This is a genomic window from Nocardiopsis synnemataformans (genome assembly GCF_965343085.1).
Taxonomy (GTDB): Bacteria; Actinomycetota; Actinomycetes; order Streptosporangiales; family Streptosporangiaceae; genus Nocardiopsis; species Nocardiopsis alborubida.
In genome coordinates this window covers 18,956-40,777 of record NZ_CBDRFA010000040.1, presented here as the reverse complement: position 1 = coordinate 40,777, position 21,822 = coordinate 18,956, and the positions used below count along the sequence as shown (strand labels likewise).

Sequence of the window (21,822 nt, the reverse complement as noted above, 5' to 3'; positions counted from 1 at the left end):
CCCCGCGGCCCCGCACGCGACCGGCCGCGGCGGGGCGTGGCGGCCGCCGCGGCCGGTCGGCGAAGGCGTGGCCGTCCGGGCCCGCCGGACCCGGACGGCCCCCGGTCAGTGCTCGCCGTAGCGCGCGTGCAGGTTCTCCAGCAGTCGCGCGCCCTCCCGGCGGGAGGAGTCCGCGTCCAGGTAGTCGACCGACTCGTTGGCCACGAACGAGGACGGGCGCCCGCCGTCGGCGAACCCCAGGCGCGAGGTGTCGCCGCCGGTGGCCTTGCGGATCCCCCAGTTGGCCAGGATGCGCGCCCGGGCGGTCGCGGAGGGCACCGCCATCAGGTGGTACCCGCGGGTGACGCCCAGCGCGGGCAGTCCGCTCAGCTCCAGCTGCATGACGCGCGCCAGCGCGTCGTTCCCGCTCAGGTCCACGACCAGCCCCATGTCCCGGTGCCGGAACTCCTTCATCGGGCGCCCCAGGACGGACGAGACCACGTTCTCGGCGACGGTGGCCGCCTGGCGCGTGGCGTACTGGGCGGTCGGCGGGCAGTAGTCGCTGTCCTCGTGCGAGAGGTTGGGCACCGCCGCGGCGTCGCCGATGGCGAAGACGTCGTCGAGTCCGGGGACCCGCAGGTCGGCGTCGACCTCCAGACGGCCCTTCTGGGTGGGCTTGTCCAGGGTTTCCATGAGCGGGCTCGGCGAGACGCCCGCCGTCCAGATGAGGGTGCGGCAGGGCAGGGCGCGGCCGTCGGTGAGCACCACCTTGTCGTCGGTCACCTCGCGCACGCTCACCTTGAGCTTGACCTCGACGCCGATGGAGCGCATCAGGTCGAGCGCCTTGCGGCCGAGGCGGTCGCCGAGTTCGGGCAGCACCTTGGGCGCGATGTCCACCAGGTGCCAGCGGATCACCGAGCGCAGGTCCGGATAGCGCTTGGCCGCCTCCTGGCACAGGCGCATGAGCGAGGCCGCGGTCTCGACCCCGGTGTAGCCGCCGCCGACGACGATGAAGCGGCAGCGCTCCTCGCGCTCGGCCGGGTCGCGGCTGTCGTTGGCCAGTTCCAGCTGGGCCAGGACGTGGTCGCGCAGGAGCACCGCCTCGGCCAGCGTCTTGGCGCCGTAGGCGTGCTCGGTCAGACCGGGGATGTCGAAGGCGCGGGTGACCCCGCCGGGCGCCAGGACCAGGCGATCGTAGCGGACCGGGGCGAGCTCGCCGGTGGGGCGCCGTACGACGACCACGCGGTCCCCCGGGTCCACGCCGACGGCGTGCCCGGGGACGAACCGGGTCTGCCGCGTCAGCCGGTGCACCGACATGGCGACCGACTGCGGTGTGAGCAGTCCCGAGGCCACCTGTGGCAGCAGGGGGCTGTAGAGCATGTAGTCGTGCGGCGCGACGAGGGCGATGTCCGCCGCGCCCGCCGGGATGCGGCGTTCGAGGTGGCGCAGGGTGTGGAGACCACCGAAGCCCGCGCCGACCACCACGATACGAGGCCGAGACATATACAGCGCTCCTTCTGACGTGTCGTGGGGCGGGACGGCTGTGTGCGTCCGTTGGACCGTTGGACGCAGCCCTACCCACATGGCCGCGGCCAATGTATGGCCGGGTCAGGAGATCCCGGAGCCGCCACCCGCGGCGTTCCGGGGACTTTGCCCGTCGTTGGCGGCCCCTGGGGGAGGGCGGCGCGGTTCCCCGGGTCGGTCCGAAACTCCCACGTGCGAGGAGTTCGTGACCTTGGTGACTTTCTGTAACAGAATAATCACGTCATGTACTGACACCCGACACGAAGGGAGTCGTGAACGCGTATGCGTGCGTTCACCAGGATCACCGCCGCGGCGGTGCTGGCCGCCGGACTGACCGTCGCCGGGACGGGAGCGGCCCTGGCCGCCACCTCGGACCAGGACGACTCGCGCCCTGGGGGGGTGCTCGGTTTCCTCTTCGAAGGGGTCTTCGGGGAGGACGCCGAACCGCCGGTGGTCGGCGAGGACCCGCAGGCCCCCGTCGAGGAGGCCCCGCAGGCCCCCGTCGAGGAGGCCCCCGCGGCTCCGGTGGAGCAGAGCCCTGACACGGGCGGCGCCACGGGCGGCATGTAGATGTAGGACGGGGACCGGGGCGGGCTGCGGGCCCGCCCCGGTCCCCGTCAGACCGCCGTCAGTCGCCCTGGTGGCGCTGCTCACGCCACGGGTCGCCGTAGTCGTGGTACCCGGCCTGCTCCCAGAACCCGGGCTCGTCCTCGTCGAGCAGCCGCAGTCCGCGCACCCACTTGGCCGACTTCCAGAAGTACAGGTGCGGGACCAGCAGCCGGGCGGGCCCGCCGTGCTCGGTGGCCAGCGGCTCCCCGCCGAAGGTGTGCACCACCCAGGCCTGTCCGTCGGTGAGGTCCTGGAGCGGCAGGTTGGCGGTGTAGCCGCCGTGGCTGACCGCCAGGGCGTACTCGGCCGCGGTCTCCACGTCCTCCAGGAGGGTGTCCACGCTGACGCCCACCCAGTCGGTGTCCAGCTTGGACCAGCGGGTGACGCAGTGGACGTCCACACGGGGTCGTTCCTGGGGCAGGTCCAGGAACTCCTCCCACGTCCAGGAACGCGTGCCGCCCGCCTCGTCGGCGATCGCGAAGGTCCACTCGGCCGTGTCCACGTGCGGTGTGGGTCCGGCCGAGAGGACGGGGAAGTCGTGGGTCTCGTACTGTCCCGGGGGCACCCGCGAGGGGTCGCCTCCCCGGCGCCCCTGGGAACCCCTGCTCACCACGTTCATGGCGGCCCTCCTCTCCGGTGCCTGGCGCCCTGTCTACCCGGCGGCGGGTCAGCGCAGGGCATGACCGGCGCCAAATCCCGGGATGGGCGGGGTGGGAGCGGGGACACGCGGGGCCGGAGGGGCACGCGGGTACCAGGGAAACGGCCCACGGGCGGGCGCTACTCGGGCGCGGCGGCGGGGGCGGTCAGGGCGGCCCGGCCCATCTCCAGCAGCAGCCGCGCCATGTGCCGCCGCGACAGCTCGCCCCGGCTGTGCGGGGTGGAGTTGAGCAGTCCGAACACGGCGTGCACGGCGGCGCGCAGGACGGTGGCCGAGGCGTCGGGGCGCAGCTCGCCCAGCACCCCCACCCACTGTTCGACGTAGCCGCGCTGGAGGCGGCGCACCCGGCGCCGGTCGGCGTCGGTGAGGTTGCCCAGCTCCCGGTCGTGCACGGTGATCAGGGCGGGCTCGTCCAGGGCGAAGGCGATGTGCCCGCGTAGCAGGGCCTCCAGCGCCTCCTCGGCGCCCGGCGCCCGTGCCACCAGTTCGCCGCCCTGGCGCGCCAGGCGTTCGCTGATGTCCACCAGCACCGCGCCGAGCAGCGCCTGCTTGCCGCGGAAGTGCCGGTACAGGGCGGGTCCGGTCGTGCCGACGGAGCGGCCGAGGTCGTCGATGGACACCCCCCGGTAGCCGCGCTCGGCGAAGAGCCGCGCCGCCGCGCTCAGGAGCGCCGTGCGCCGCTCGCCCGCGGGTCTGACCCCCATCCGGTCTCCTCCCCTCCCCCGGTGTCGCGCCGGGCCCTGGACACCCATGTTAGTAGTCACTAACATCCCAGATGTTAGTGAGCATTAACACCCCTCCACGAGAGGACACCATGAGCAGGGCATCTGTGCTCGGCACGGCGGTGGACACCGCCGGGCCCGCGTTCGCCGCCAACGACGCGGCGAACCGCGCCCTCGCCCTGGAGCTGCGCGAGCGGATCGCCACCGCGGCCCTGGGCGGCCCGGAGAGGACCCGGACACGGCACGTCGAACGGGGCAAGCTCCTTCCGCGCGACCGTGTCGACCTCCTCCTGGACCCCGGCTCCCCCTTCCTGGAGATCGCCCCCCTGGCCGCGTACGGGCTCTACGGCGCGGACGGGCAGGACGCTCCCGGCGCCGGGATGATCGCGGGCGTGGGCCGGGTCATGGGCCGACCGACGGTCGTGGTCGCCAACGACGCCACGGTCAAGGGCGGCAGCTACTACCCCATGACCGTCAAGAAGCACCTGCGCGCCCAGGAGGTGGCGCTGCACAACCGGCTGCCGTGCGTCTACCTCGCCGACTCCGGGGGCGCTTTCCTGCCCATGCAGGACGACGTCTTCCCCGACCGCGAGCACTTCGGCCGGATCTTCTACAACCAGGCCACGATGTCGCGGATGGGCATCCCGCAGATCGCCGCGGTGCTGGGCTCGTGCACCGCGGGCGGCGCCTACGTCCCGGCGATGAGCGACGAGGCGGTCATCGTGCGCGAGCAGGGCACGATCTTCCTGGGCGGCCCGCCGCTGGTCAAGGCGGCCACCGGTGAGGTCGTCACCGCCGAGGAGCTGGGCGGCGGCGACCTGCACTCGCGGGTGTCGGGGGTCACCGACCACCTGGCCGACGACGACGCGCACGCCCTCACCCTCGTCCGGCGCATCGCCGACACCCTCGGCCCGCCCGAACCGCCCGCGTGGGAGGTGCGCGAGCCCCGTCCCCCGGCGCTGGACCCCGGGGAGCTGTACGGGGTGGTGCCCGCCGACACGCGCACCCCCTACGACGTGCGCGAGGTCATCGGCCGGATCGTGGACGGCAGCGAGTTCACCGAGTTCAAGGCCGAGTACGGCACGACCCTGGTCACCGGGTTCGCGCACCTGCACGGCCACCCGGTGGGGATCATCGCCAACAACGGCATCCTGTTCGCCGAGTCCGCACTCAAGGGCGCCCACTTCATCGAGCTGTGCGACCGGCGCGGCGTGCCGCTGGTCTTCCTCCAGAACATCTCCGGGTTCATGGTCGGCCGGGACTACGAGGCGGGCGGCATCGCCAAGCACGGGGCGAAGATGGTCACCGCCGTGGCCTGCGCCCGCGTCCCCAAGTTCACCGTGGTCGTGGGCGGGTCCTTCGGCGCGGGCAACTACAGCATGTGCGGTCGGGCCTACTCGCCCCGGTTCCTGTGGATGTGGCCGGGCGCGCGGATCTCGGTGATGGGCGGCGAGCAGGCCGCCTCGGTGCTCTCCACCGTCCGCCGCGACCAGATGGCCGCGCGCGGGCAGGAGTGGTCCGCCGAGGACGAGGAGGCCTTCAAGGCGCCCGTCCGCGACCAGTACGAGGAGCAGGGCAGCCCCTACTACTCCACCGCCCGGTTGTGGGACGACGGCGTCATCGACCCCGCCGACACCCGCGACGTGCTCGCCATGGCCCTGTCCGCCGCCCGCCACGCGCCCCTGGAGCCGGTGGGCTACGGCGTCTTCCGGATGTGAGGAACCCTTGACCGCCACACCACGAAGCCCGGCCCCCGCGACGGTGCTCGTCGCCAACCGGGGCGAGATCGCACTGCGGATCCTCCGCACCCTGAACCTCATGGGGATCGGCTCGGTCGCGGTGTACACCGACGCCGACGCCGACGCCCCGCACACCCTGGCCGCCGACCTCGCCCTGCGCGTGGACGGTTATCTGAACGTCGGCGCGATCGTGGCCGCCGCCGTGGAGGGCGGCGCCACCATGGTGCATCCGGGCTACGGCTTCCTGTCCGAGAACCCCGGTTTCGCACGGGCGTGCGCCGACGCCGGACTGACCTTCGTCGGTCCGCCCGCCGAGGCCATCGAGGCCATGGGCGACAAGATCCGCGCCAAGGACACAGTGGCCGCCGCGGGCGTGCCCGTCCTGGGCGGGTTCACCGAGAGGCCCGGACAGCCCCTGGACGACGACGCGCTGCTCGACGCCGCGGCCGGAACCGGCTACCCGCTGCTCATCAAGCCCTCCGCCGGAGGCGGCGGCAAGGGCATGCGATCCGTGCACTCCCCCGACGACCTGGCGGCCAGCGCCGCGGCCGCCCGGCGCGAGGCCCTGGCCTCCTTCGGCGACTCCACCCTCCTGGTGGAGCGGCTGGTGGAGCGGCCCCGGCACATCGAGGTGCAGGTCCTGGCCGACGGCCACGGCAACGTCGTGCACCTGGGCGAGCGCGAGTGCAGCCTGCAACGCCGCCACCAGAAGGTGGTGGAGGAGGCGCCCTCCCCGCTGCTCACCGACGCCCAGCGCGCCACCATGGGCGAGGCCGCCGTGGCCGCCGCCCGCTCCTGCGGATACGTGGGCGCGGGCACGGTGGAGTTCATCGCCGAGACGGGCGCGGACGGTGAGCTGTCGTTCTCGTTCCTGGAGATGAACACCCGGTTGCAGGTCGAGCACCCGGTCACCGAGAAGGTCGTGACCGTGCGCGGTGAACGCGGCATCGACCTGGTCGAGCTCCAGGTGCGGGTGGCGATGGGCGAACCGCTGCCCTTCGCCCAGGAGGACGTGTCCTGGCACGGGCACGCCGTGGAGTCGCGGATCTACGCCGAGGACGCCGACCGCGGGTTCCTGCCCACGGGCGGTCCGATCCTGTCCCTCACCGAGCCCTCCGGCCACGAGGTCCGGGTGGACTCGGGGATCGCCGAGGGCGGGGAGATCACCTCCGTGTTCGACCCCATGCTCGCCAAGGTGATCACCTGGGGTCCGGACCGGGCCAGGGCGCTGCGTCGGATGGACCACGCCCTGGCCGAGTACCTGCTGCTGGGGTGTGTCACCAACACCGCGTTCCTGCGCCGCCTGCTGCGCCACCCGCGCGTGGTGGCCGGTGACCTGAGCACCGACCTGATCGGGTCCGACCCGCCCGAGCCCGCGCCCGAGTCCCTTCCCGAAGAGGTCTACGCGGCGGCGGCCCTGGACCACCAGCTGGACCTGGAGGGGCCCGCCACCGCGGACCGTTTCGCCGTCCCCGACGGGTGGCGCATGGGCGAACCGGCGTGGACACCGTGGCGGCTGCGGGCGCCCCGGCACGACCCCGCCGTCGTGCGCGTGCGGCGCGTGGGCCGGGACACGTACTGGGTGCGGGTCGGCGCGGGTGAACCCGTCGCGGCCCGTGTCCGCCGCTCCCCCGACAACGACTGGCTGACCGTCACCTACGCGGGCCGCCGCCGCGCCTACAGACGCGCCGACGATCCGGCCACCGGGCACCGGTGGCTGGGTACGGGCGGCACCGCCTGGAGCCTGCACGAGGAGCCCGTCGCGGCCGCGCTGCGCGAGGACGACGCGGCCGCCGACGGGACCGTGCGCAGCCCCATGCCCGGCACGGTGCTCTCCGTCGCCGTGCGGGTGGGGCAGGCGGTGAGCGCGGGGACCCCGCTCGCCGTCGTGGAGGCCATGAAGATGGAGCACTCCGTCACCTCACCCGTCGACGGGACCGTCGCGACCGTGGCGGTGCGCCCCGGCGCGTCCGTACCCATGGACGCCGTCCTGGTCACCGTCGAACCCGTCCGGGACGCGTCCGCCGGCACCCCGTCGGACGCGCCCTCCCCCGCCACCAGCGAGGAGTCGCACACATGAACCGTCACCAGCTCTCGACCGAGCACGCCGACCTGCGGGCCGCCGTGGAGGAGTTCGCCCGCACCGAGGTCGCCCCGGTCATCGGCGACTACTACGAGCGGGAGGCGTTCCCGTACGAGATCGTCGCCAAGATGGGCCGGATGGGCCTGTTCGGGCTGCCCTTCCCCGAGGAGCACGGGGGCATGGGCGGCGACTACTTCGCCCTGTGCCTGGCCCTGGAGGAGCTGGCCCGGGTGGACTCCTCGGTGGCGATCACCCTGGAGGCCGGGGTGTCGCTGGGCGCGATGCCGATCTTCCGGTTCGGCACCGAGGACCAGCGGCAGACCTACCTGCCGCGGCTGACCTCCGGTGAGTCCCTGGGCGCGTTCGGGCTGACCGAGCCCGACGGCGGGTCCGACGCGGGCGCCACGAAGACCACGGCCCGCCTGGAGGATGGCCAGTGGGTGATCAACGGGACGAAGTCCTTCATCACCAACTCGGGCACCGACATCACCGCGCTGGTGACCGTCACCGCCGTGACCGGACGCCGGGAGGACGGGCGGCCGGAGATCTCCTCGATCCTGGTGCCCGCGGGCACGCCGGGCTTCTCCGTGGGCCAGAAGTACTCCAAGGTGGGGTGGAACGCCTCCGACACCAACGAGCTGGTCTTCGAGGACTGCCGGGTGCCCGAGGCGAACCTGGTCGGTGAGCGCGGGCGCGGGTACGCCCAGTTCCTGCGGATCCTGGACGAGGGCCGCATCGCCATCGCGGCGCTGTCGGTGGGCCTGGCGCAGGGCTGCGTGGACGAGAGCGTGCGCTACGCCCACGAGCGGCACGCCTTCGGCAACGCCATCGGCAGCTACCAGGCGATCCAGTTCAAGATCGCGGAGATGGAGGCGCGGGCGCACACCGCGCGGCTGGCCTACTACGACGCGGCCTCGCGCATGCTGGCGGGCGAGCCCTTCAAGAAGGAGGCGGCGGTCGCCAAGCTGGTGGCCTCCAACGCGGCCATGGACAACGCGCGGGACGCCACACAGGTGTTCGGCGGCTACGGGTTCATGAACGACTACCCCGTGGGCCGCTTCTACCGGGACGCCAAGATCCTGGAGGTGGGCGAGGGCACCAGCGAGGTGCAGAAGATGCTCATCGCCCGCGAGCTGGGCCTGCCCGCCTAGGCAGTGTTTTTTGGGACCTTCGCTTCGCTTTGGTCCGTGTTCGGGCGCCCGAAGCACGGGAACCTTCGGTGTCTCCGGCGGGCTCGCCCGTTCCTCACGAACCCGCCTCCGCCACCTCCAGAACCCCGTGGGCACCCGAACCAACCCCCCACAAGCTAAGGCCGGTTCAAAAAACAGACCCTAGGCGTCCGCGCTTCGCGATCCGAACGCGCACGGCCTCCGGGAGCGCTCCTCCCGGGGGCCTCCTCGCGCCCGGGCCCGGCCAGCGGAGTACCCGCGTGAGACCGACGCGGTCCTGTCCGGGTTCGGAGGCGCCGGGCCTGTGCCACCGCGGCGGCGATCGACGCGTGAGGGCGGTTCCGGCACGGACGGGGCGGACGGTGGCCGGTTCCGGACAGTGATCACCGTGCGTGATGGGCATATGACCGCGCTCCCGTGAGGCGGTGGTGGCGTGAAGGGCGGCGCAGCAGGCGAAGGAGGTTCCCCGAGCCGCGCGGAGGGAGGCGTTCGCGCAGGTGGTGACCGGGCGGGGACGCGCGGTGACGGTGATGTCGTGCCCGTTGCGGGTAGACCGTCGGCGGACGCCGCGAGGCCGCGAACCCCCAGCGTCACCGCAGAACAACAACAAGGGGTGACAAGCACCCGAAATCAACACAGAATGGACCCGTACGGCCAGCGCGGGTCCCCGACTTTCCCGACCCGGCCTGCTCAGGATGGGCCCGCCGCGGGCCCACGGCCACCCCACATCCCCCAGCCGGAGGAGACATGGAAGGCGCCCTGTCTGTGATCGCGCTGGTCGCCGTCGTCATGTCGGCCGGCACGATCGCGGTCGCCGCGCACTTTCGCAAGGAACGCTCCACCGAACTGCGCGGGTGGGCACGTGAGCGCGGGTGGACCTACACCGAGCAACTCCCCAGCCCGCTGGGGGAGGCCGTGCTCCCCCGCGCCACCCTCGGACCGCACCCGCGCGCCCAGCACGTGCTCACCGGCCGCCGGGGCCAGCACCTGGTCGTCGCCTTCGAGCAGACCCACACGACGGGCAGGGGCACGGAGCGGGTCCGCCGTGTCCACCGCGTGGTGGCCGTGCGCACCCCCGGACCCAACGCCGAACTACAGGTACTGCGCAGGCGGGACCTGGACGCCTCCGACGACGACTTCGCCGGCGCCTTCCACACGTCGGGCAACGATCCCGCGTTCACCGGGGCCGTGCTCGACAACGTGGTCACCAAGTGGCTGCTGACCGATCCCAGGTCACGATCCCTTCCCGTACGCTTCAGCGGGGACTACGTCCTCACGTGGGCGGCCATGCGGCTGGATCCCGACCGGGCCGTGACCGCCGCCGACTACCTGATCGCCCTCGTGGAGCGGGTCCCCGCCGAGGCCTGGAAACGGCGCGCCCCCGGCCGCTGAGCGGCCTTCGCGCACGTCCGAGTGCCCTGCCCCGCCCCGGGAGGCGGATAAAATTCGCCTTGCCCCCGTAGCAACAAGGAGTAGCACCCTCATGAGTGACCCCAACGAGACCGCGCGCATCTCCCGCGCGGACCTGTTCCGCGACGACGAGGAGGAGACGACCGCCCCGGACCCCAACGCGACCGCGCGCATCTCCCGAGCGGACCTGTTCCGCGACGACGAGGAGTCCCAGACACCCGGCGAGCGGCGCTGACCCGAGACGGCGGAGCGCCCACCCGGTCCCCGGATGGGCGCTCCTCTCGTGTGCGGTCCGGGCCGAAGCGGAGGCCCCGAAGAACGCTGTCTAGCGGCGCTCGCGCACTGCGGCGACGATCTCGGCCACCGCCTCGTCCAGCGGCACGCCGTTGTTCTGCGAGCCGTCCCGGTAGCGGAAGGACACCGCGTTCTTGCTGACGTCCTCGTCACCGGCCAGCAGCATGAAGGGCACCTTCTGCTTCTGGGCGTTGCGGATCTTCTTCTGCATGCGGTCGTCGCTGGCGTCCACCTCGACGCGGATGCCCTCCGCGCGCAGCCTGGCGGCGAGCTCGCGCAGGTAGGGCACGTGCTCGTCGGCGATGGGGATGCCGACCGCCTGCACCGGCGCCAGCCAGGCCGGGAACGCGCCCGCGTAGTGCTCCAGCAGGACGGCGAAGAAGCGCTCGATGGAGCCGAAGAGGGCACGGTGGATCATCACCGGGCGCTGACGCGAACCGTCGGCCGCGGTGTACTCCAGGTCGAACAGCTCGGGCAGGTTGAAGTCCAGCTGGATGGTGGACATCTGCCAGGTGCGGCCGATGGCGTCCTTGGCCTGCACCGAGATCTTGGGGCCGTAGAAGGCGGCGCCGCCCGGGTCCATGACCAGGTCCAGGCCCTGCTTCTGCGCGGCCTCGCGCAGGGTCTCGGTGGCCTCCTCCCAGACCTCGTCGCCGCCGACGTACTTCTCCGGGTCCTTGGTGGACAGCTCCAGGTAGAAGTCGTCCAGGCCGTAGTCGCGCAGCAGTTCGAGCACGAAGGTGAGCAGCGAGTCGAGCTCGTCCGCCATCTGCTCCTTGGTGCAGTAGATGTGCGCGTCGTCCTGGGTGAAGCCGCGGGCGCGGGTCAGGCCGTGCACCACGCCCGACTTCTCGTAGCGGTACACGGTGCCGAACTCGAACAGGCGCAGCGGCAGCTCGCGGTAGGAGCGCCCGCGCGCGTCGAAGATCAGGTTGTGCATCGGGCAGTTCATCGGCTTGAGGTAGTAGTCCTGGCCGCCGTCGAGCTGCATGGGAGGGTACATCCCGTCCGCGTACCAGCTCAGGTGCTGGGACTTCTCGAACAGGGTGCTCTTGGTGGCGTGCGGGGTGTAGACGAACTCGTACCCGCTCTCCTCGTGCCGCCGGCGCGAGTAGTCCTCCATGACCCGGCGGACGGTGCCGCCCTTGGGGTGGAAGACCGCCAGGCCCGAGCCGATCTCGTCCGGGATGGAGAACAGGTCCAGCTCGGAGCCGAGCTTGCGGTGGTCGCGCTTCTCGGCCTCCTCCAGGAAGGTCAGGTGGTCCTTGAGGGCCTCCTTGCTCTCCCAGGCGGTGCCGTAGACGCGCTGCAACTGCGGGTTGGTCTCCTTGCCGCGCCAGTAGGCGGCGGCGGTGCGCATGAGCTTGAACGCCGGGATGACGCGGGTGGTGGGCAGGTGCGGCCCGCGGCACAGGTCCTTCCAGCACAGCTCGCCGGTGCGCGGGTGGACGTTGTCGTAGATGGTGAGCTCACCTGCGCCCACCTCCACACCGGCGCCCTCGGCGGCCTCGGTGGCGCCGCCCTTGAGCCCGATCAGCTCCAGCTTGTAGGGCTCGGTGGCCAGCTCGGCGCGGGCCTCCTCGTCCGAGACGGCGCGGCGGTCGAAGCGCTGCCCCTGCTTGACGATCTGCTGCATCTTCTTCTCGATGCTCTTCAGGTCGGCGGGGGTGAAGGGTTCGGCGACGTCGAAGTCGTAGTAGAAGCCGTTCTCCACGGGCGGGCCGATGCCCAGCTTGGCCTCGGGGAAGAGCTCCTGGACGGCCTGGGCCAGCACGTGCGCGGTGGAGTGGCGCAGGATCGCCCGGCCCTCCTCGGAGTCGATGGCGATCGGCTCGACGGCGTCGCCCTCGCGCAGTTCCCGGGCGAGGTCGCGCGGCTCCCCGTTGACCAGCGCCGCGATGACGGTCCTGCCGTCGGCCTCCAGAGCCTGGCCCGCCGTAGTGTTCGCCGCCACCGCACGCGGGGTTCCGGCGAGGGTGATGTGCAGCTCAGGCGCGGCGGACACGGTGACTCCTAGGAAGACGTGGATCGATGTCGAACGCGGACCGGCCGCTCCGCGCGGCCGGGCGTGTACTCCCTCCCGATGCTAGCGGCTTCGGGGCGGGGCCGCCCCGGTTGTCCACAGGCAGCGCGACCGCGCTGGCGGCGCGGAACACGTGGTGGGGCGGTGGATTCCGGTGTCCGGGCCCCGGAGCCCGGTCGGGGATTCGGCCAGGGATTCGGACTCTTCGGGGCGTACCCGCGTGAACCGGCCGGAGGCGGGGCAGAGAACCAGTCAGGGACTGATCTGTCATGGAACGTCACCTTTCCAGGGGCTGTCCACACCCTGACGAAAGGCCATTGATCCCGCTGTCGGGATCGGTGAGAATCAACAGATGCCCTGGCTATCGCCCCCAGTCGACCCGAATGCATCCACTCGCTTCGACCGAATACTGTGAGCGCATGTCACCGAGCCCCACCAACGACCCGTCGGCCCCGGAGACATCCCCCACCCGCCGCATCCGCGCGCGCAGATGGCGGAGGATGCGAGCGCGGCTGCGCCTCTTCCGCAGGCGTATGCACACGCACCCCGCGCTGCGCCTGCCCTGGAGCGTGCTCGTGGGGACCGTCGGCGTCGTCGTGATCCTGGCCGGGTTCGTCATGATGGTCGTTCCGGGCCCGGGCCTGGCCTCGGTCGTCCTGGGACTGGTCATCCTCAGCACCGAGTTCCGGTGGGCGCAGAAGGTGGTGCGGCCCGCCCAGGTGTGGTTCCACCGCGCGGAGCGGTACGGGATGCGCCTGAAGGAGGAGTTCTTCCGGCGTCTGCGCGAGCGCAGGGCCGTGCGGCGCGGGCGTCCGCTGCCGGACACCCCGTCCGAGTAGGGCCCGTTTGCGGGCCGGTGGCCCGCCCGCACCGCCCGAACGGCCTCCGGGCCCTCAGCGGCCCGCGGGCGGGCCTCATGCCGCGCCCCCGCCGAAGCACCCGCGCCGTGTCCCGCGAAGCACCTGGGAAACGAGAACGGCCCCGCCGGGGGTACCTACCCCCGAGTGGGACCGTCTCAGAGCCGTGTGGGCGATACTGGACTCGAACCAGTGACCTCGTCGGTGTGAACGACGCGCTCTAGCCAACTGAGCTAATCGCCCTGAGCTGCCTGCCTGTCCGCCCTGTCGGCCGGACAAGTAAGACTCTAGCGCACGTTCGGGGGTGCTCGACGCACACGGAACCGCCCGGCGAACACTGTGTCATGTGACGGAGGTCACAACAACCTTCCGAGGGGATCGCTGGAGTGTCCGCACCCACCCCCGATCCCCGCAGTGATAAGGAGTTCCCGCCCCCGTGGACCCGTCGAACACCACCCCTTCATTACCTCCGCGTGACGTGGGACACCCAACATTGGGAAATCTTTGGTTTGTCCTGGTCATTACAGTGACGAAGGATCGTGGCGCCGCACCGCGGCACGCCGGGCCCGTCGCACGGGCGGCGAGACCTCCGGTCCCACCCACCAAGAAAGCCTCCGTACTCACGTCATGTTCCGCGGGAAGCCGCGTTGGAGCCCGTGAGACGGCAACCGACCCGCGCCGCAACAGCAAGGCCGGACGAGAAAAGGTTTGGCGAACATGAACAGTAGCGACACCACTGCCACCGCCGAGCTGGGCCTGCGGCTCGTGGTCCCCGAACGCACGGCGGTCCCTCTGGTCGCGCGCCTGGACTACAGCGCGGACGACCCCTACGCCATACGGGTCGCCTTCCACACCGGCGAGGACAACCCCGTCGAGTGGATCTTCGCCCGCGAGCTCCTGACCGTCGGCATCGTGCGCCCGGTCGGCGAGGGCGACGTCCGCGTGTGGCCCTCCAAGGACGACAACGGCGACCGCAGTGTGAGCATCGCGCTCTCCTCCCCCTTCGGACAGGCCGAGTTCGACACCCAGGTCTCTCCCCTGGCCGAGTTCCTCCACCGGACCTACGAGATCGTCCCGGCGGGCCAGGAGGGCCAGTTCGTGAACCTCGACGAGGAGATCCAGCAGCACCTGCACTCCTGATCCGCGGGCCCCGGGGCCTTTCGCGGAGCACTCCCGACGGCTGAGGGGGCGGCGCACCACGCGCCGCCCCCTCAGCCGTGTCCGTCCCCGGCGGCGGGGATCAGGGGTCGACGTCGGCCGCGGAGCGCTCCGCGAACACCGACGCGGCCTTGGCCGTGACCGGCCCGGGCTCGACCGACACCGCGCGTCCGTCGACGTGCAGGATCGCCTGCACGTCGCGTCCGGTGGAGGTCAGGAAGGCCTCGGTGACCTCGGGGAGGCGCTCCATGGGCACGTCCTCCTCCTCGCCCCCGAACCACTCCAGGACGAGTTCGCGGGTGACGCCCGCCAGCGGGCCCGCCGACAGCGGCGGGGTGAGCAGCCTGCCGTCCAGCACCACGAAGACGTTGCTGCCGGTGCCCTCGCACAGGTTGCCGCTCACGTTGCGAAAGAGCGCCTCGCTGGCGCCCCGCTGCTTGGCGTGGGCCAGGGCGCGCACGTTGTCGGCGTAGGAGGTGGTCTTGAGCCCGGCCAGGGCCCCGAACTCGTTGCGCGGCCAGGGAACCGTGGCCACGTCGGCGTGCGGGGCGATCCCGGGGAAGGGGCCCAGGGCCACGATGGCGGTCTGCTCGCCCGGGGAGCGGTCCGAACCCAGCGGTCCGGCGCCGTCGGTGACCGTGATGCGCACCCGGGCGTCGGACAGGTCCGGGTTGGCCGCCACCGCGCGGGCGACGCCGTCGGCGATCAGCTCCAGGTCGGGCTCGGCCATGCCCAGTCCCTCCGCGGAGCGGGCCAGCCGCCTGAGGTGGCGGGTGAGGGCGAAGGGGCGGCCTTCGCGGGCCCGCACCGTCTCGAAGACCCCGTCACCCACCGTGATCCCGTGGTCGACCACGGGAATGCGCGCCTCGCTCTCGTCGACGACGGTGCCGCGACCGTACCCGGCACCCGCGATCCACACCTTCATCTGCCACCCCCACGTTCTCAAGAGCCCAGGTAGGGCCGGTGTCCGCACGATCCTCCCACCTTGCCGGCGCGTCGTGGCCCGCTCCTTCCGTAACCTCCGTACGGCGGGTTGGCAAGCCCCGTGACCGGCACCGGCCGATGGTCCGGTACCCGTGCCCGTTTTGCGGCGGTATCGCGACTGGTCACGCGGCTCCACGGCCGGGGCGGCCCACCCGGAATCCACCGTGGCGACCGGACAGATAAGTTACGAATGACTATCATCTGGGCAACGCTTATGCGGGACCGGTGGCAGCCGAGTTCGGAGCCCTCCCCCAAGGCACCTCGGCGGCGGCCCGCAGTGCGCGTGTCCCAAGTCACGCACGACGACTGACAGAGCAAAGAGAGACATGACCCCACCGAGTACCGCCCGCGGAGAGCTCAGCTGGTTGCTGGACGATCTCCTCACGCGTGCCTCCGGTACGCAGCACGCCATCGTCCTGTCCACCGACGGGCTCCTCATGGCCACCTCCAGCGGACTGGACCGTCCCGCCGCCGAGCACCTGTCCGCGATCGCCTCGGGGCTGCACAGCCTCGCGGGCGGAGCGAGCAAGCAGTTCGCGGCGGGCGGCATCCGCCAGAGCATCATCGAGATGGACCGCGCCTTCCTTTTCGTCGCCGCGGCCGGAGAGGGCGCCTGCATGGCGCTGATGTCGGCCTCCGACAGCGACGTGGGCCTGATCGCCTACGAGATGAACAAGGTGATCGAGAGGGTCGGCCAGTACCTCTCGGCGCCTCCCCGGCCCGACATGCCCTCCTCGCCTGCCCACGTGGAGAAGTAGCTCCCGCCGCCTCGGCGGGTCGGCGGGACCTGCCACGGCGGGGCACGGGTGTGCCCGGTGCGCCCGGCCGATTTCGCGCTTGGCCGGGAATCCGCTAGAGTTCTTAACGCAGCGAGGGGCGCTGAGGGGGACAGACCCCAAAAGCAGGACTCGCCGCGCGGACGTGGCTCAGCTGGTAGAGCATCACCTTGCCAAGGTGAGGGTCGCGGGTTCGAATCCCGTCGTCCGCTCGAACGGAACCGTTCCGCCTCCCCAGGGTCGCGGAACGGTTCCGGCTCCGGAGTCCGCTCCGGGGCGCACGCGGACGTGGCTCAGCTGGTAGAGCATCACCTTGCCAAGGTGAGGGTCGCGGGTTCGAATCCCGTCGTCCGCTCGGAGAGGCCCGCATGGGTGTCACTCGACAGCCCCCCATCGCGTTCCGGCGGAGTGGCCGAGTGGTTGAGGCAAGGGACTGCAAATCCCTGCACACGGGTTCGATTCCCGTCTCCGCCTCGTAGCATGCTTCACCTCATCCCCCGATGAGGGCGGTTAGCTCAGTTGGTTAGAGCGCTACCTTGACACGGTAGAGGTCACAGGTTCGAATCCTGTATCGCCCACCACAGCTTCTGCAGGTCAGAGGCCGTCCAACGGTCCTCTTCAGATGTCGATCGCTTCGGCTATGGAGAGGATCTGGAGATGATCTTGCCTCTCCCCTCTCACGAAGCCTCGCGCTCGTTCTCCACAGGGTAGTACTCACCCAGCCGCGGGACCATCTCCATGAGCCTTTCCCGCTCCCCCGGAGCCAGCGCGCGTACGCTCGCCCGCCACCTCTGTTCCAGCACGGCCAGCACCTGAGCCCTCATCGTCGGGGTCACGTGCTCGTAGACGTTGGCCATGCCCGTCATCCGGTGCCCCAGCCGCGCCGCCCGCGCCACCTCCGGGATCCCGTCCTCCGCCAACCACGTGCGGTGGGTGTGACGCCCCTCATGGAAGGTGAAGCCCGGCAGAACCGGTGAGCGCAGCCACCCCAGATCGCTACGGGAGTCGCCGTCCCACGCGGGCCGCCAGAACCGGGAGCGGAAGTTGCCCCGCCGCAACACCCCGCCACGGCCACCGGTGAACACCCACCCTCCCTCGCTGTCGGCCACCAGGTCGGTGTAGACCGCGTCGAGGAAGTCGGGCAGGTGCAGCCAGCGCTTGCCCGCCGGGGTCTTGGGACGCTTGGCCTTGGACATCCTGCCGCCGGACTCGCGCAACGGCGCGCGCACCGGAACGGCCCGGTTCACCTCGTCGTACTCATGGGCCTCCAACGCCACCAGCTCCGACCAACGGGCGCCGGTGTAGGCGTCCATCAGCGCCAGCACGAACCCGGCCCGCCCGAAGGTGTGGTGCAGCCGCATCGCCGCCCGCAGCACCTGCACGGGGGTGGCCACCTGCCGGTCGGCCTCGTAGTCACCGGAGGAGACCCGGACCCCGTTGCAGGGGTTGGCGGGGACGCGGCGGGCGCGCACCGCCACGTTGAGCACGGTGGAGAACAGGGCGAAGACCGAGGACACGCTCGGTTCGGCCAACTCCTCGTGCAGCTCGTTGACCCAGGCCTGGATCTCGATGTGGCTGTTGAAGATGCTGATCAGCGGCCAGTCCTCCCACTGCGGCAACAGGTGGGTGTCCAGGTAGGACCGGTACTTGTCCCGGGTCGTCTCGGCCAGGCGGGCCTGGGACAGCCACGTCCGGGCGAAGTCGCCGAAAGCGATCTCACAGTCCTTGGGGGAGATCCAGGTGCGGCGGCGCACCTCAGTCTCCTGTTCCTCCGCCCAGTGCAGGGCGGCTTCCTTGGTGTCGAACCCCGACTTGGACCCCCACAGGCCGTTGGGGCGCTTGTAGCGGGCCCGCCAGGTCCTGGCGAGTCGTTCGGCGTAGGCCATGCGTACTCCTTGCGTACGTGCTCATTCGATGGGTCGTTGGCGGGGGCGGGTGCTCCCGGACACGGGGGCGCGGTGTCCGGAGCGGATGATCTGCTCCAGGTCGCTGGAGCTGAAGCGCAGATGCTTGCCGATGAAGGTGCAGGGCACCTGGCGCGCGGAGGCGCGCTTGCGCAGCCAGGACTCGGGGACCTTGAGCAGTGCGGCGGCCTCCGCAGGAGTGAAGACCTCAGGAAGCGCGTCCGCGGTGTTGTCCCGCCGCCCACCAGAGCCTGCAGAGTAACCGCGTTCGTCCTGCTCAGGGACCGTTTCTCCGTGCCGGTGCGGTGGATTAGTGCCGCCACTCATCCGGTACTCCTCTCCCCTGCCGCGGCACGACCTCCGGTGCCGCGGCATGCCGTCCTTCCGGGGGTTTGCGGGGTGTGTCCGGGCATCGGCACCTCAGTCGTTTCCGCTGAAGAACTCGGCTTCGGGGTCCTGGGCCAGCAGGTGCCGCACGGCAGCGCACGCCTGCTGCGGCATCACCCCGTTGCCGAGCGCCTGAAGCTGGGCAGCGCGCGGCAGGGTGAGGGCGGGATCGGTGACCCATCCTTCGGGCAGGCCCATCATCCACTCGACCAGTGCGGCACTCAGCCGGGGTTGTCCCCGGGTGCCAGGTTCGGTGGGTGGGGGTGCCGCTCTGCCGAGCACCTTCTCCCACCGCCGGATGGCGGGTTCGTAGGCACCCCATGCGTACGCGAACGGCACCGCCGCCAAGTTCCCGACGTTGGGAGCGTCGGAGAGCCGGTGCGTGAGCAACCGGGTGACGTGAGGGTCGTTGTCGGCTGCCCAGAGCAGGCGTGCGTTGCCGTTCAGGGCCGCGGCCACGCCCATGTCGAGCCCGGCGTAACCGGTGCACAGGGAACCGATCGTGACCACAGCGGGGTCAGAGGCGGCGAGCTGGTTCGGCGGCAGGGTCACGGTCATCGGATGCCGTCCCCGTTCGCTGTGCCGCCGGTGGCAGAGCCGTGGCATGCCCACGGCACACACCTGTCCGGCGCGACATCGGTGTCGGCGCTCAGGTCGACCTGGTCCAGGGGTGTCCGGGAGGGGTGAAGGAAGAAGGTGGTGCCGGGCGGCATGCCGTGCGTTGCCGCCTGGGGGCCGCAGTGCCGGATGAGGACGTCCACCGCGACCACGTCGGCGAACACGTCCGGCTCCGTGCGTCTCAAACGCGCCCAGGACCGGTTAGAGCGGTGGGGGCATGCCGTACAGGACAGGTCCGGGTTCGGGTCGAGGCCATGGTGGAACAGCAGCGCGCGGCAATCCTGCGCGCTCCAGCCGATGTCGGCCAGGGGCCGGTGCAAGCGCACGAACGGGGGGCCGACGGCAGGCCCGGGATGAGCGTGGTCGGTTCCGGTTCCTGTCGCGCACTGGGCCACGATGCCGTCGGGGATCGGGGTGGGGCGCGGGTAACCGAGCAGGCGGCGGATGCACTGGGTCAGGGCCATCGCGGTGCTGCGTGCGCACCCTTCGGGAAACCGTCCCAGGGTTCCGTCGGGGTGCAGGGCGAACAGGGGGAGCAGCGGCACGGAGCCGCGGGGGTTGAGGGTGCGGTGGGCGATCGGCGCGGTCTTGACCGGTTCCCAGCCCATAGCGGCCTCGGAGGCGATACCGCGCAAGCGGTCCAGTGCACGGTAGCCGGCGGCCGGGTACCACCCGGTGTCAGGGACGAGCACCGCGTCGAAGGGAGGCAGTGCCCGGTGAGCGGCTAGGAGAAGCAGAGCGGCGGCTCCGGGGCTGCCGTCCAGCAGCAACAGCCGCAATCGCGGTCGTGGGGTGGGTGTTCTCATCGCGTGGTCGGCCCGTATCGAACGCCTCTAGCTATCAAGAGGACCGAGGGACCCGATTTCGCTCACGTGGCGGCAGACGATGCGTACGCAAAGCCCTCGCGGTTCTGGCACTGACCTGGTGTGTCACAGGTGGTAACGCGGACGAAGCAAATTCAATCCCGGTCTACTTTTGCGACCCGGGCAGCCCCTGACAGCACGGCTCCAACGAGAACACCAACTGGCTGATTCAGGAGTACCCACCCAGGGGCATCAAGATCCCGCAGCACCAGCCGTATCCGACTGCGATCGCCGAAGAGCTCAACACCCGGCCGCGTGCCTGTCTGGGGTTCTACACACCGCAAGAGGTGTTCCACAAACAGCTACTGGGGGGCCAGAACGAGGGCGTTGCTTCAACGAATTGTCACCGTCAGTCTCAACCCCTCAGGACGTAGTGTGCTGTGTTCCCGCCAGCAGGGCGGTCCACTCCATCGCAGGGAAGGCCAGGTGGCCCAGCTGGCGGTACTTGGTGTCGCGAACCTGGACCACGGAACCGTCCGCACGGCACTCGACGCAGTCCTGGTGCCCGCCGCCGCTGTAGGACGACTTACGCCACGTCTGCTCAACCATGGTCCAACCTCGCCAACTCTTCCTGGAGCAGGTGCAGCGATTCCTGAGGGGAGAGCGCCACGGCCTGCGCGTCACTGAGCAGTACACGGAAGCGCTGCACCGCCTGCGGGTCGTCCAGCAGTCGGCCCGAGTACGCCGACTCGACATACACCACTTCCGGAGCCGAAGAGGAAGCTATCAGCTTGAACGTACCGACGAGCCCGGCGTGCCAGCCCGTGGTCACGAGCTGGATGGAGATCCGCCGGTCCTGGATGAGGTCCACCACCCGCCGCAACTGCTCGGACATGAGCTCCGCATCGGAGTTCGGTCGGCGCCGCAGCACGGCCGCGTCGATCACCGCCCTGTACACGGTGGCGGAGGAGGCGAACCTCTGGGCTCGGGCAAGGCGCGAGTGGACGCTGCTCTCGACCTCGTCCGGCGTCATCCACGGGGAGAACACGCGCACCGCGGCGTAGGCGTAACTCTCCACCTGGAGCACGGACGGGAACAGGTTCGTCTGGACCTCCATGATCGACACGGCGTCGCGTTCCACCTGGTCCAGGTCGTCCAGCCAGACTGGTTCTCCGTCGCCGCTGAGCTGGCCCCAGAACCTCTCGAGTCGTCCGTCCGCGCCCAGAACCCGGTCCAGTTCGGTCACGAGCTTCAGGTCGGGAGAGCGCTCGCCGCGTTCGATGTTGCCGATGTGCCCCTGGCTCACTCCGACCTGCTTGCCCAACCGCTCCTGCGTGTAGCCGCTCGCTCGGCGGCGACGGCTGAGTTCCCGACCGAAGCGAGCGTTCGCCTCCGGGTGCTGTTCCTCCATGCCTCCAGTGAAACACAGATTATTTCAAGCGAACACAGTGCAATCCAAATTAATCGCTGGGTGGGCATGGCCTGTGTTTTCAGGACGTCGGCAGCCACAGTTGGACACAAGTCAGCCCCGCGACGGTGTGGGCCGTCCGGGGCACGGCCAACAGAACGGAGCTGTTGACGATGCCCAGCCTAGCGAAACGGCGTCGCTCCCGTCGGGTGCGCACCTACGTCATCGGTGTCGCGCCCGCCCACCTCTCCCCCGGGGCGATGACGACGGGAGACGACCGATGGACATAGTGGAAAGCGTCCTGGTCAACGACGGCGAGGAGTTCGACCGGTGGGTGCGTGCCAGGCACGCGACCGTCACCGTCGCCGAGGAGGACTGGGAGTGCGTGACCCTCGAAGCCCGCGCGAACGTGTCCGGCGCCGGTCAGCAGCGTTGCCGGTACACCTACCGGCTGCCGCCCGCCATGGCGATGCGTCGGCTGCACAACACCTTCGTCGTCGGTCTGGAGCACCCCGCTACGGACGGAGGCCGCTGCCTGCACGTGCGGTTGGTGCGCCCGGGGTTGGCGTTCGAGACCTGGGAGGTGGGCAGGCAGCAGGCGGTCCTGGTCGCGACGGCCCGGGTGTGCCTTGAACGCCGGGCCGTGTGCGGAGCGTCCTCCGCCAATCTGAGGTCCTACGTGGTGACCAAGGTCCTCGACTGGCGCGGATAGCACCT

Annotated in this window: 21 protein-coding genes and 5 tRNA genes; 14 read left to right on the top strand and 12 right to left on the bottom strand. The window is 70.9% G+C overall.

Features of this window, described 5'->3' with window-relative positions:
• Window positions 1-105 precede the first annotated feature (105 nt).
• Window positions 106-1,482, bottom strand: a complete 1,377-nt coding sequence (locus ACSIH6_RS22520; RefSeq protein ID WP_435110292.1) for an NAD(P)/FAD-dependent oxidoreductase — start codon at window positions 1,480-1,482, stop codon at window positions 106-108.
• Between the two features lie 303 nt (window positions 1,483-1,785).
• Here ACSIH6_RS22520 and ACSIH6_RS22515 point away from each other — a divergent pair, with 303 nt between their 5' ends.
• Window positions 1,786-2,073, top strand: coding sequence for a hypothetical protein (locus ACSIH6_RS22515; protein WP_435110291.1), 288 nt, complete (start codon window positions 1,786-1,788; stop codon window positions 2,071-2,073).
• Window positions 2,074-2,131: 58 nt separating this feature from the next.
• Here the strand turns inward: ACSIH6_RS22515 and ACSIH6_RS22510 are convergent, their stop codons facing one another.
• Together ACSIH6_RS22510 and ACSIH6_RS22505 are read right to left on the bottom strand one after the other, a co-directional pair.
• Window positions 2,132-2,731, bottom strand: coding sequence for a molybdopterin-dependent oxidoreductase (locus tag ACSIH6_RS22510; RefSeq protein ID WP_435110290.1), 600 nt, complete (start codon window positions 2,729-2,731; stop codon window positions 2,132-2,134).
• A 158-nt stretch (window positions 2,732-2,889) separates the two neighbouring features.
• A complete protein-coding gene (locus tag ACSIH6_RS22505; RefSeq protein ID WP_435110289.1) occupies window positions 2,890-3,474 on the bottom strand; it encodes an SACE_7040 family transcriptional regulator in 585 nt (194 codons plus the stop codon).
• A 125-nt stretch (window positions 3,475-3,599) separates the two neighbouring features.
• On the opposite strand from ACSIH6_RS22505, the gene ACSIH6_RS22500 reads away from it, so the two are divergent.
• The 5 genes from ACSIH6_RS22500 to ACSIH6_RS22480 all read left to right on the top strand — a co-directional run bounded on the left by ACSIH6_RS22500 (window position 3,600) and on the right by ACSIH6_RS22480 (window position 10,128).
• Window positions 3,600-5,210: a carboxyl transferase domain-containing protein gene (locus tag ACSIH6_RS22500; protein WP_435110322.1), complete on the top strand. Its 1,611-nt coding sequence runs from the start codon at window positions 3,600-3,602 to the stop codon at window positions 5,208-5,210.
• Between the two features lie 7 nt (window positions 5,211-5,217).
• Entirely contained in the window at window positions 5,218-7,311 is a 2,094-nt protein-coding gene (locus ACSIH6_RS22495) for an acetyl/propionyl/methylcrotonyl-CoA carboxylase subunit alpha (protein WP_435110288.1), read from the top strand.
• Window positions 7,308-8,465: an acyl-CoA dehydrogenase family protein gene (locus tag ACSIH6_RS22490; RefSeq protein ID WP_435110287.1), complete on the top strand. Its 1,158-nt coding sequence runs from the start codon at window positions 7,308-7,310 to the stop codon at window positions 8,463-8,465. The genes ACSIH6_RS22495 and ACSIH6_RS22490 overlap by 4 nt, the downstream gene beginning before the upstream one ends.
• A 765-nt stretch (window positions 8,466-9,230) precedes the next feature.
• The gene (locus ACSIH6_RS22485; RefSeq protein WP_435110286.1) at window positions 9,231-9,875 is read left to right on the top strand and encodes a hypothetical protein; all 645 of its coding nucleotides are present in this window, start codon (window positions 9,231-9,233) and stop codon (window positions 9,873-9,875) included.
• Window positions 9,876-9,966: 91 nt separating this feature from the next.
• Entirely contained in the window at window positions 9,967-10,128 is a 162-nt protein-coding gene (locus tag ACSIH6_RS22480; RefSeq protein WP_435110285.1) for a hypothetical protein, read from the top strand.
• 90 nt (window positions 10,129-10,218) lie between these two features.
• Here the strand turns inward: ACSIH6_RS22480 and thrS are convergent, their stop codons facing one another.
• A complete protein-coding gene (gene thrS / locus ACSIH6_RS22475) occupies window positions 10,219-12,192 on the bottom strand; it encodes a threonine--tRNA ligase (protein WP_435110284.1) in 1,974 nt (657 codons plus the stop codon).
• Between the two features lie 518 nt (window positions 12,193-12,710).
• Here thrS and ACSIH6_RS22470 point away from each other — a divergent pair.
• A complete protein-coding gene (locus ACSIH6_RS22470) occupies window positions 12,711-13,049 on the top strand; it encodes a PGPGW domain-containing protein (RefSeq protein WP_435110321.1) in 339 nt (112 codons plus the stop codon).
• Between the two features lie 187 nt (window positions 13,050-13,236).
• Here ACSIH6_RS22470 and ACSIH6_RS22465 read toward each other — a convergent pair.
• Window positions 13,237-13,310 (bottom strand) — tRNA-Val (locus tag ACSIH6_RS22465).
• Window positions 13,311-13,784: 474 nt separating this feature from the next.
• Between ACSIH6_RS22465 and ACSIH6_RS22460 the strand changes: the two genes are divergently transcribed.
• Window positions 13,785-14,207, top strand: coding sequence for an SsgA family sporulation/cell division regulator (locus ACSIH6_RS22460; protein ID WP_013154284.1), 423 nt, complete (start codon window positions 13,785-13,787; stop codon window positions 14,205-14,207).
• Between the two features lie 100 nt (window positions 14,208-14,307).
• Here the strand turns inward: ACSIH6_RS22460 and ACSIH6_RS22455 are convergent, their stop codons facing one another.
• Window positions 14,308-15,150 carry an aminotransferase class IV gene (locus tag ACSIH6_RS22455; RefSeq protein ID WP_435110283.1) on the bottom strand — a complete coding sequence of 281 codons (843 nt, stop codon included), beginning with the start codon at window positions 15,148-15,150 and terminating at the stop codon, window positions 14,308-14,310.
• Between the two features lie 385 nt (window positions 15,151-15,535).
• On the opposite strand from ACSIH6_RS22455, the gene ACSIH6_RS22450 reads away from it, so the two are divergent.
• From ACSIH6_RS22450 to ACSIH6_RS22430, 5 genes are all read left to right on the top strand, one after another.
• Window positions 15,536-15,967, top strand: a complete 432-nt coding sequence (locus ACSIH6_RS22450; RefSeq protein ID WP_435110282.1) for a roadblock/LC7 domain-containing protein — start codon at window positions 15,536-15,538, stop codon at window positions 15,965-15,967.
• 157 nt (window positions 15,968-16,124) lie between these two features.
• Window positions 16,125-16,197: transfer RNA gene (locus ACSIH6_RS22445), tRNA-Gly, on the top strand.
• 70 nt (window positions 16,198-16,267) lie between these two features.
• Window positions 16,268-16,340: transfer RNA gene (locus ACSIH6_RS22440), tRNA-Gly, on the top strand.
• A 47-nt stretch (window positions 16,341-16,387) separates the two neighbouring features.
• A tRNA-Cys gene (locus tag ACSIH6_RS22435) sits at window positions 16,388-16,459 on the top strand.
• A gap of 30 nt (window positions 16,460-16,489) precedes the next feature.
• A tRNA-Val gene (locus tag ACSIH6_RS22430) sits at window positions 16,490-16,566 on the top strand.
• A 96-nt stretch (window positions 16,567-16,662) separates the two neighbouring features.
• On the opposite strand, the gene ACSIH6_RS22425 is transcribed toward ACSIH6_RS22430, so the two are convergent.
• The 6 genes from ACSIH6_RS22425 to ACSIH6_RS22400 all read right to left on the bottom strand — a co-directional run bounded on the left by ACSIH6_RS22425 (window position 16,663) and on the right by ACSIH6_RS22400 (window position 21,108).
• Window positions 16,663-17,871: a tyrosine-type recombinase/integrase gene (locus tag ACSIH6_RS22425; RefSeq protein ID WP_435110281.1), complete on the bottom strand. Its 1,209-nt coding sequence runs from the start codon at window positions 17,869-17,871 to the stop codon at window positions 16,663-16,665.
• A gap of 21 nt (window positions 17,872-17,892) precedes the next feature.
• On the bottom strand, window positions 17,893-18,216 hold the full coding sequence (locus tag ACSIH6_RS22420; RefSeq protein ID WP_435110280.1) for a helix-turn-helix domain-containing protein: 324 nt from the start codon (window positions 18,214-18,216) through the stop codon (window positions 17,893-17,895).
• 93 nt (window positions 18,217-18,309) lie between these two features.
• Complete coding sequence (locus tag ACSIH6_RS22415; RefSeq protein ID WP_435110279.1) at window positions 18,310-18,834, bottom strand: hypothetical protein; 525 nt, start codon at window positions 18,832-18,834, stop codon at window positions 18,310-18,312.
• Window positions 18,831-19,700: a hypothetical protein gene (locus ACSIH6_RS22410; RefSeq protein ID WP_435110278.1), complete on the bottom strand. Its 870-nt coding sequence runs from the start codon at window positions 19,698-19,700 to the stop codon at window positions 18,831-18,833. The genes ACSIH6_RS22415 and ACSIH6_RS22410 overlap by 4 nt, the downstream gene beginning before the upstream one ends.
• Window positions 19,701-20,120: 420 nt before the next feature.
• Complete coding sequence (locus ACSIH6_RS22405; protein WP_435110277.1) at window positions 20,121-20,306, bottom strand: DUF397 domain-containing protein; 186 nt, start codon at window positions 20,304-20,306, stop codon at window positions 20,121-20,123.
• A complete protein-coding gene (locus ACSIH6_RS22400) occupies window positions 20,299-21,108 on the bottom strand; it encodes a helix-turn-helix domain-containing protein (protein ID WP_435110276.1) in 810 nt (269 codons plus the stop codon). Before ACSIH6_RS22400 ends, ACSIH6_RS22405 begins: the two co-directional genes overlap by 8 nt.
• Before the next feature lie 277 nt (window positions 21,109-21,385).
• Here ACSIH6_RS22400 and ACSIH6_RS22395 point away from each other — a divergent pair, with 277 nt between their 5' ends.
• Window positions 21,386-21,817, top strand: a complete 432-nt coding sequence (locus ACSIH6_RS22395; RefSeq protein WP_435110275.1) for a hypothetical protein — start codon at window positions 21,386-21,388, stop codon at window positions 21,815-21,817.
• The last annotated feature ends 5 nt before the right edge of the window (window positions 21,818-21,822 follow it).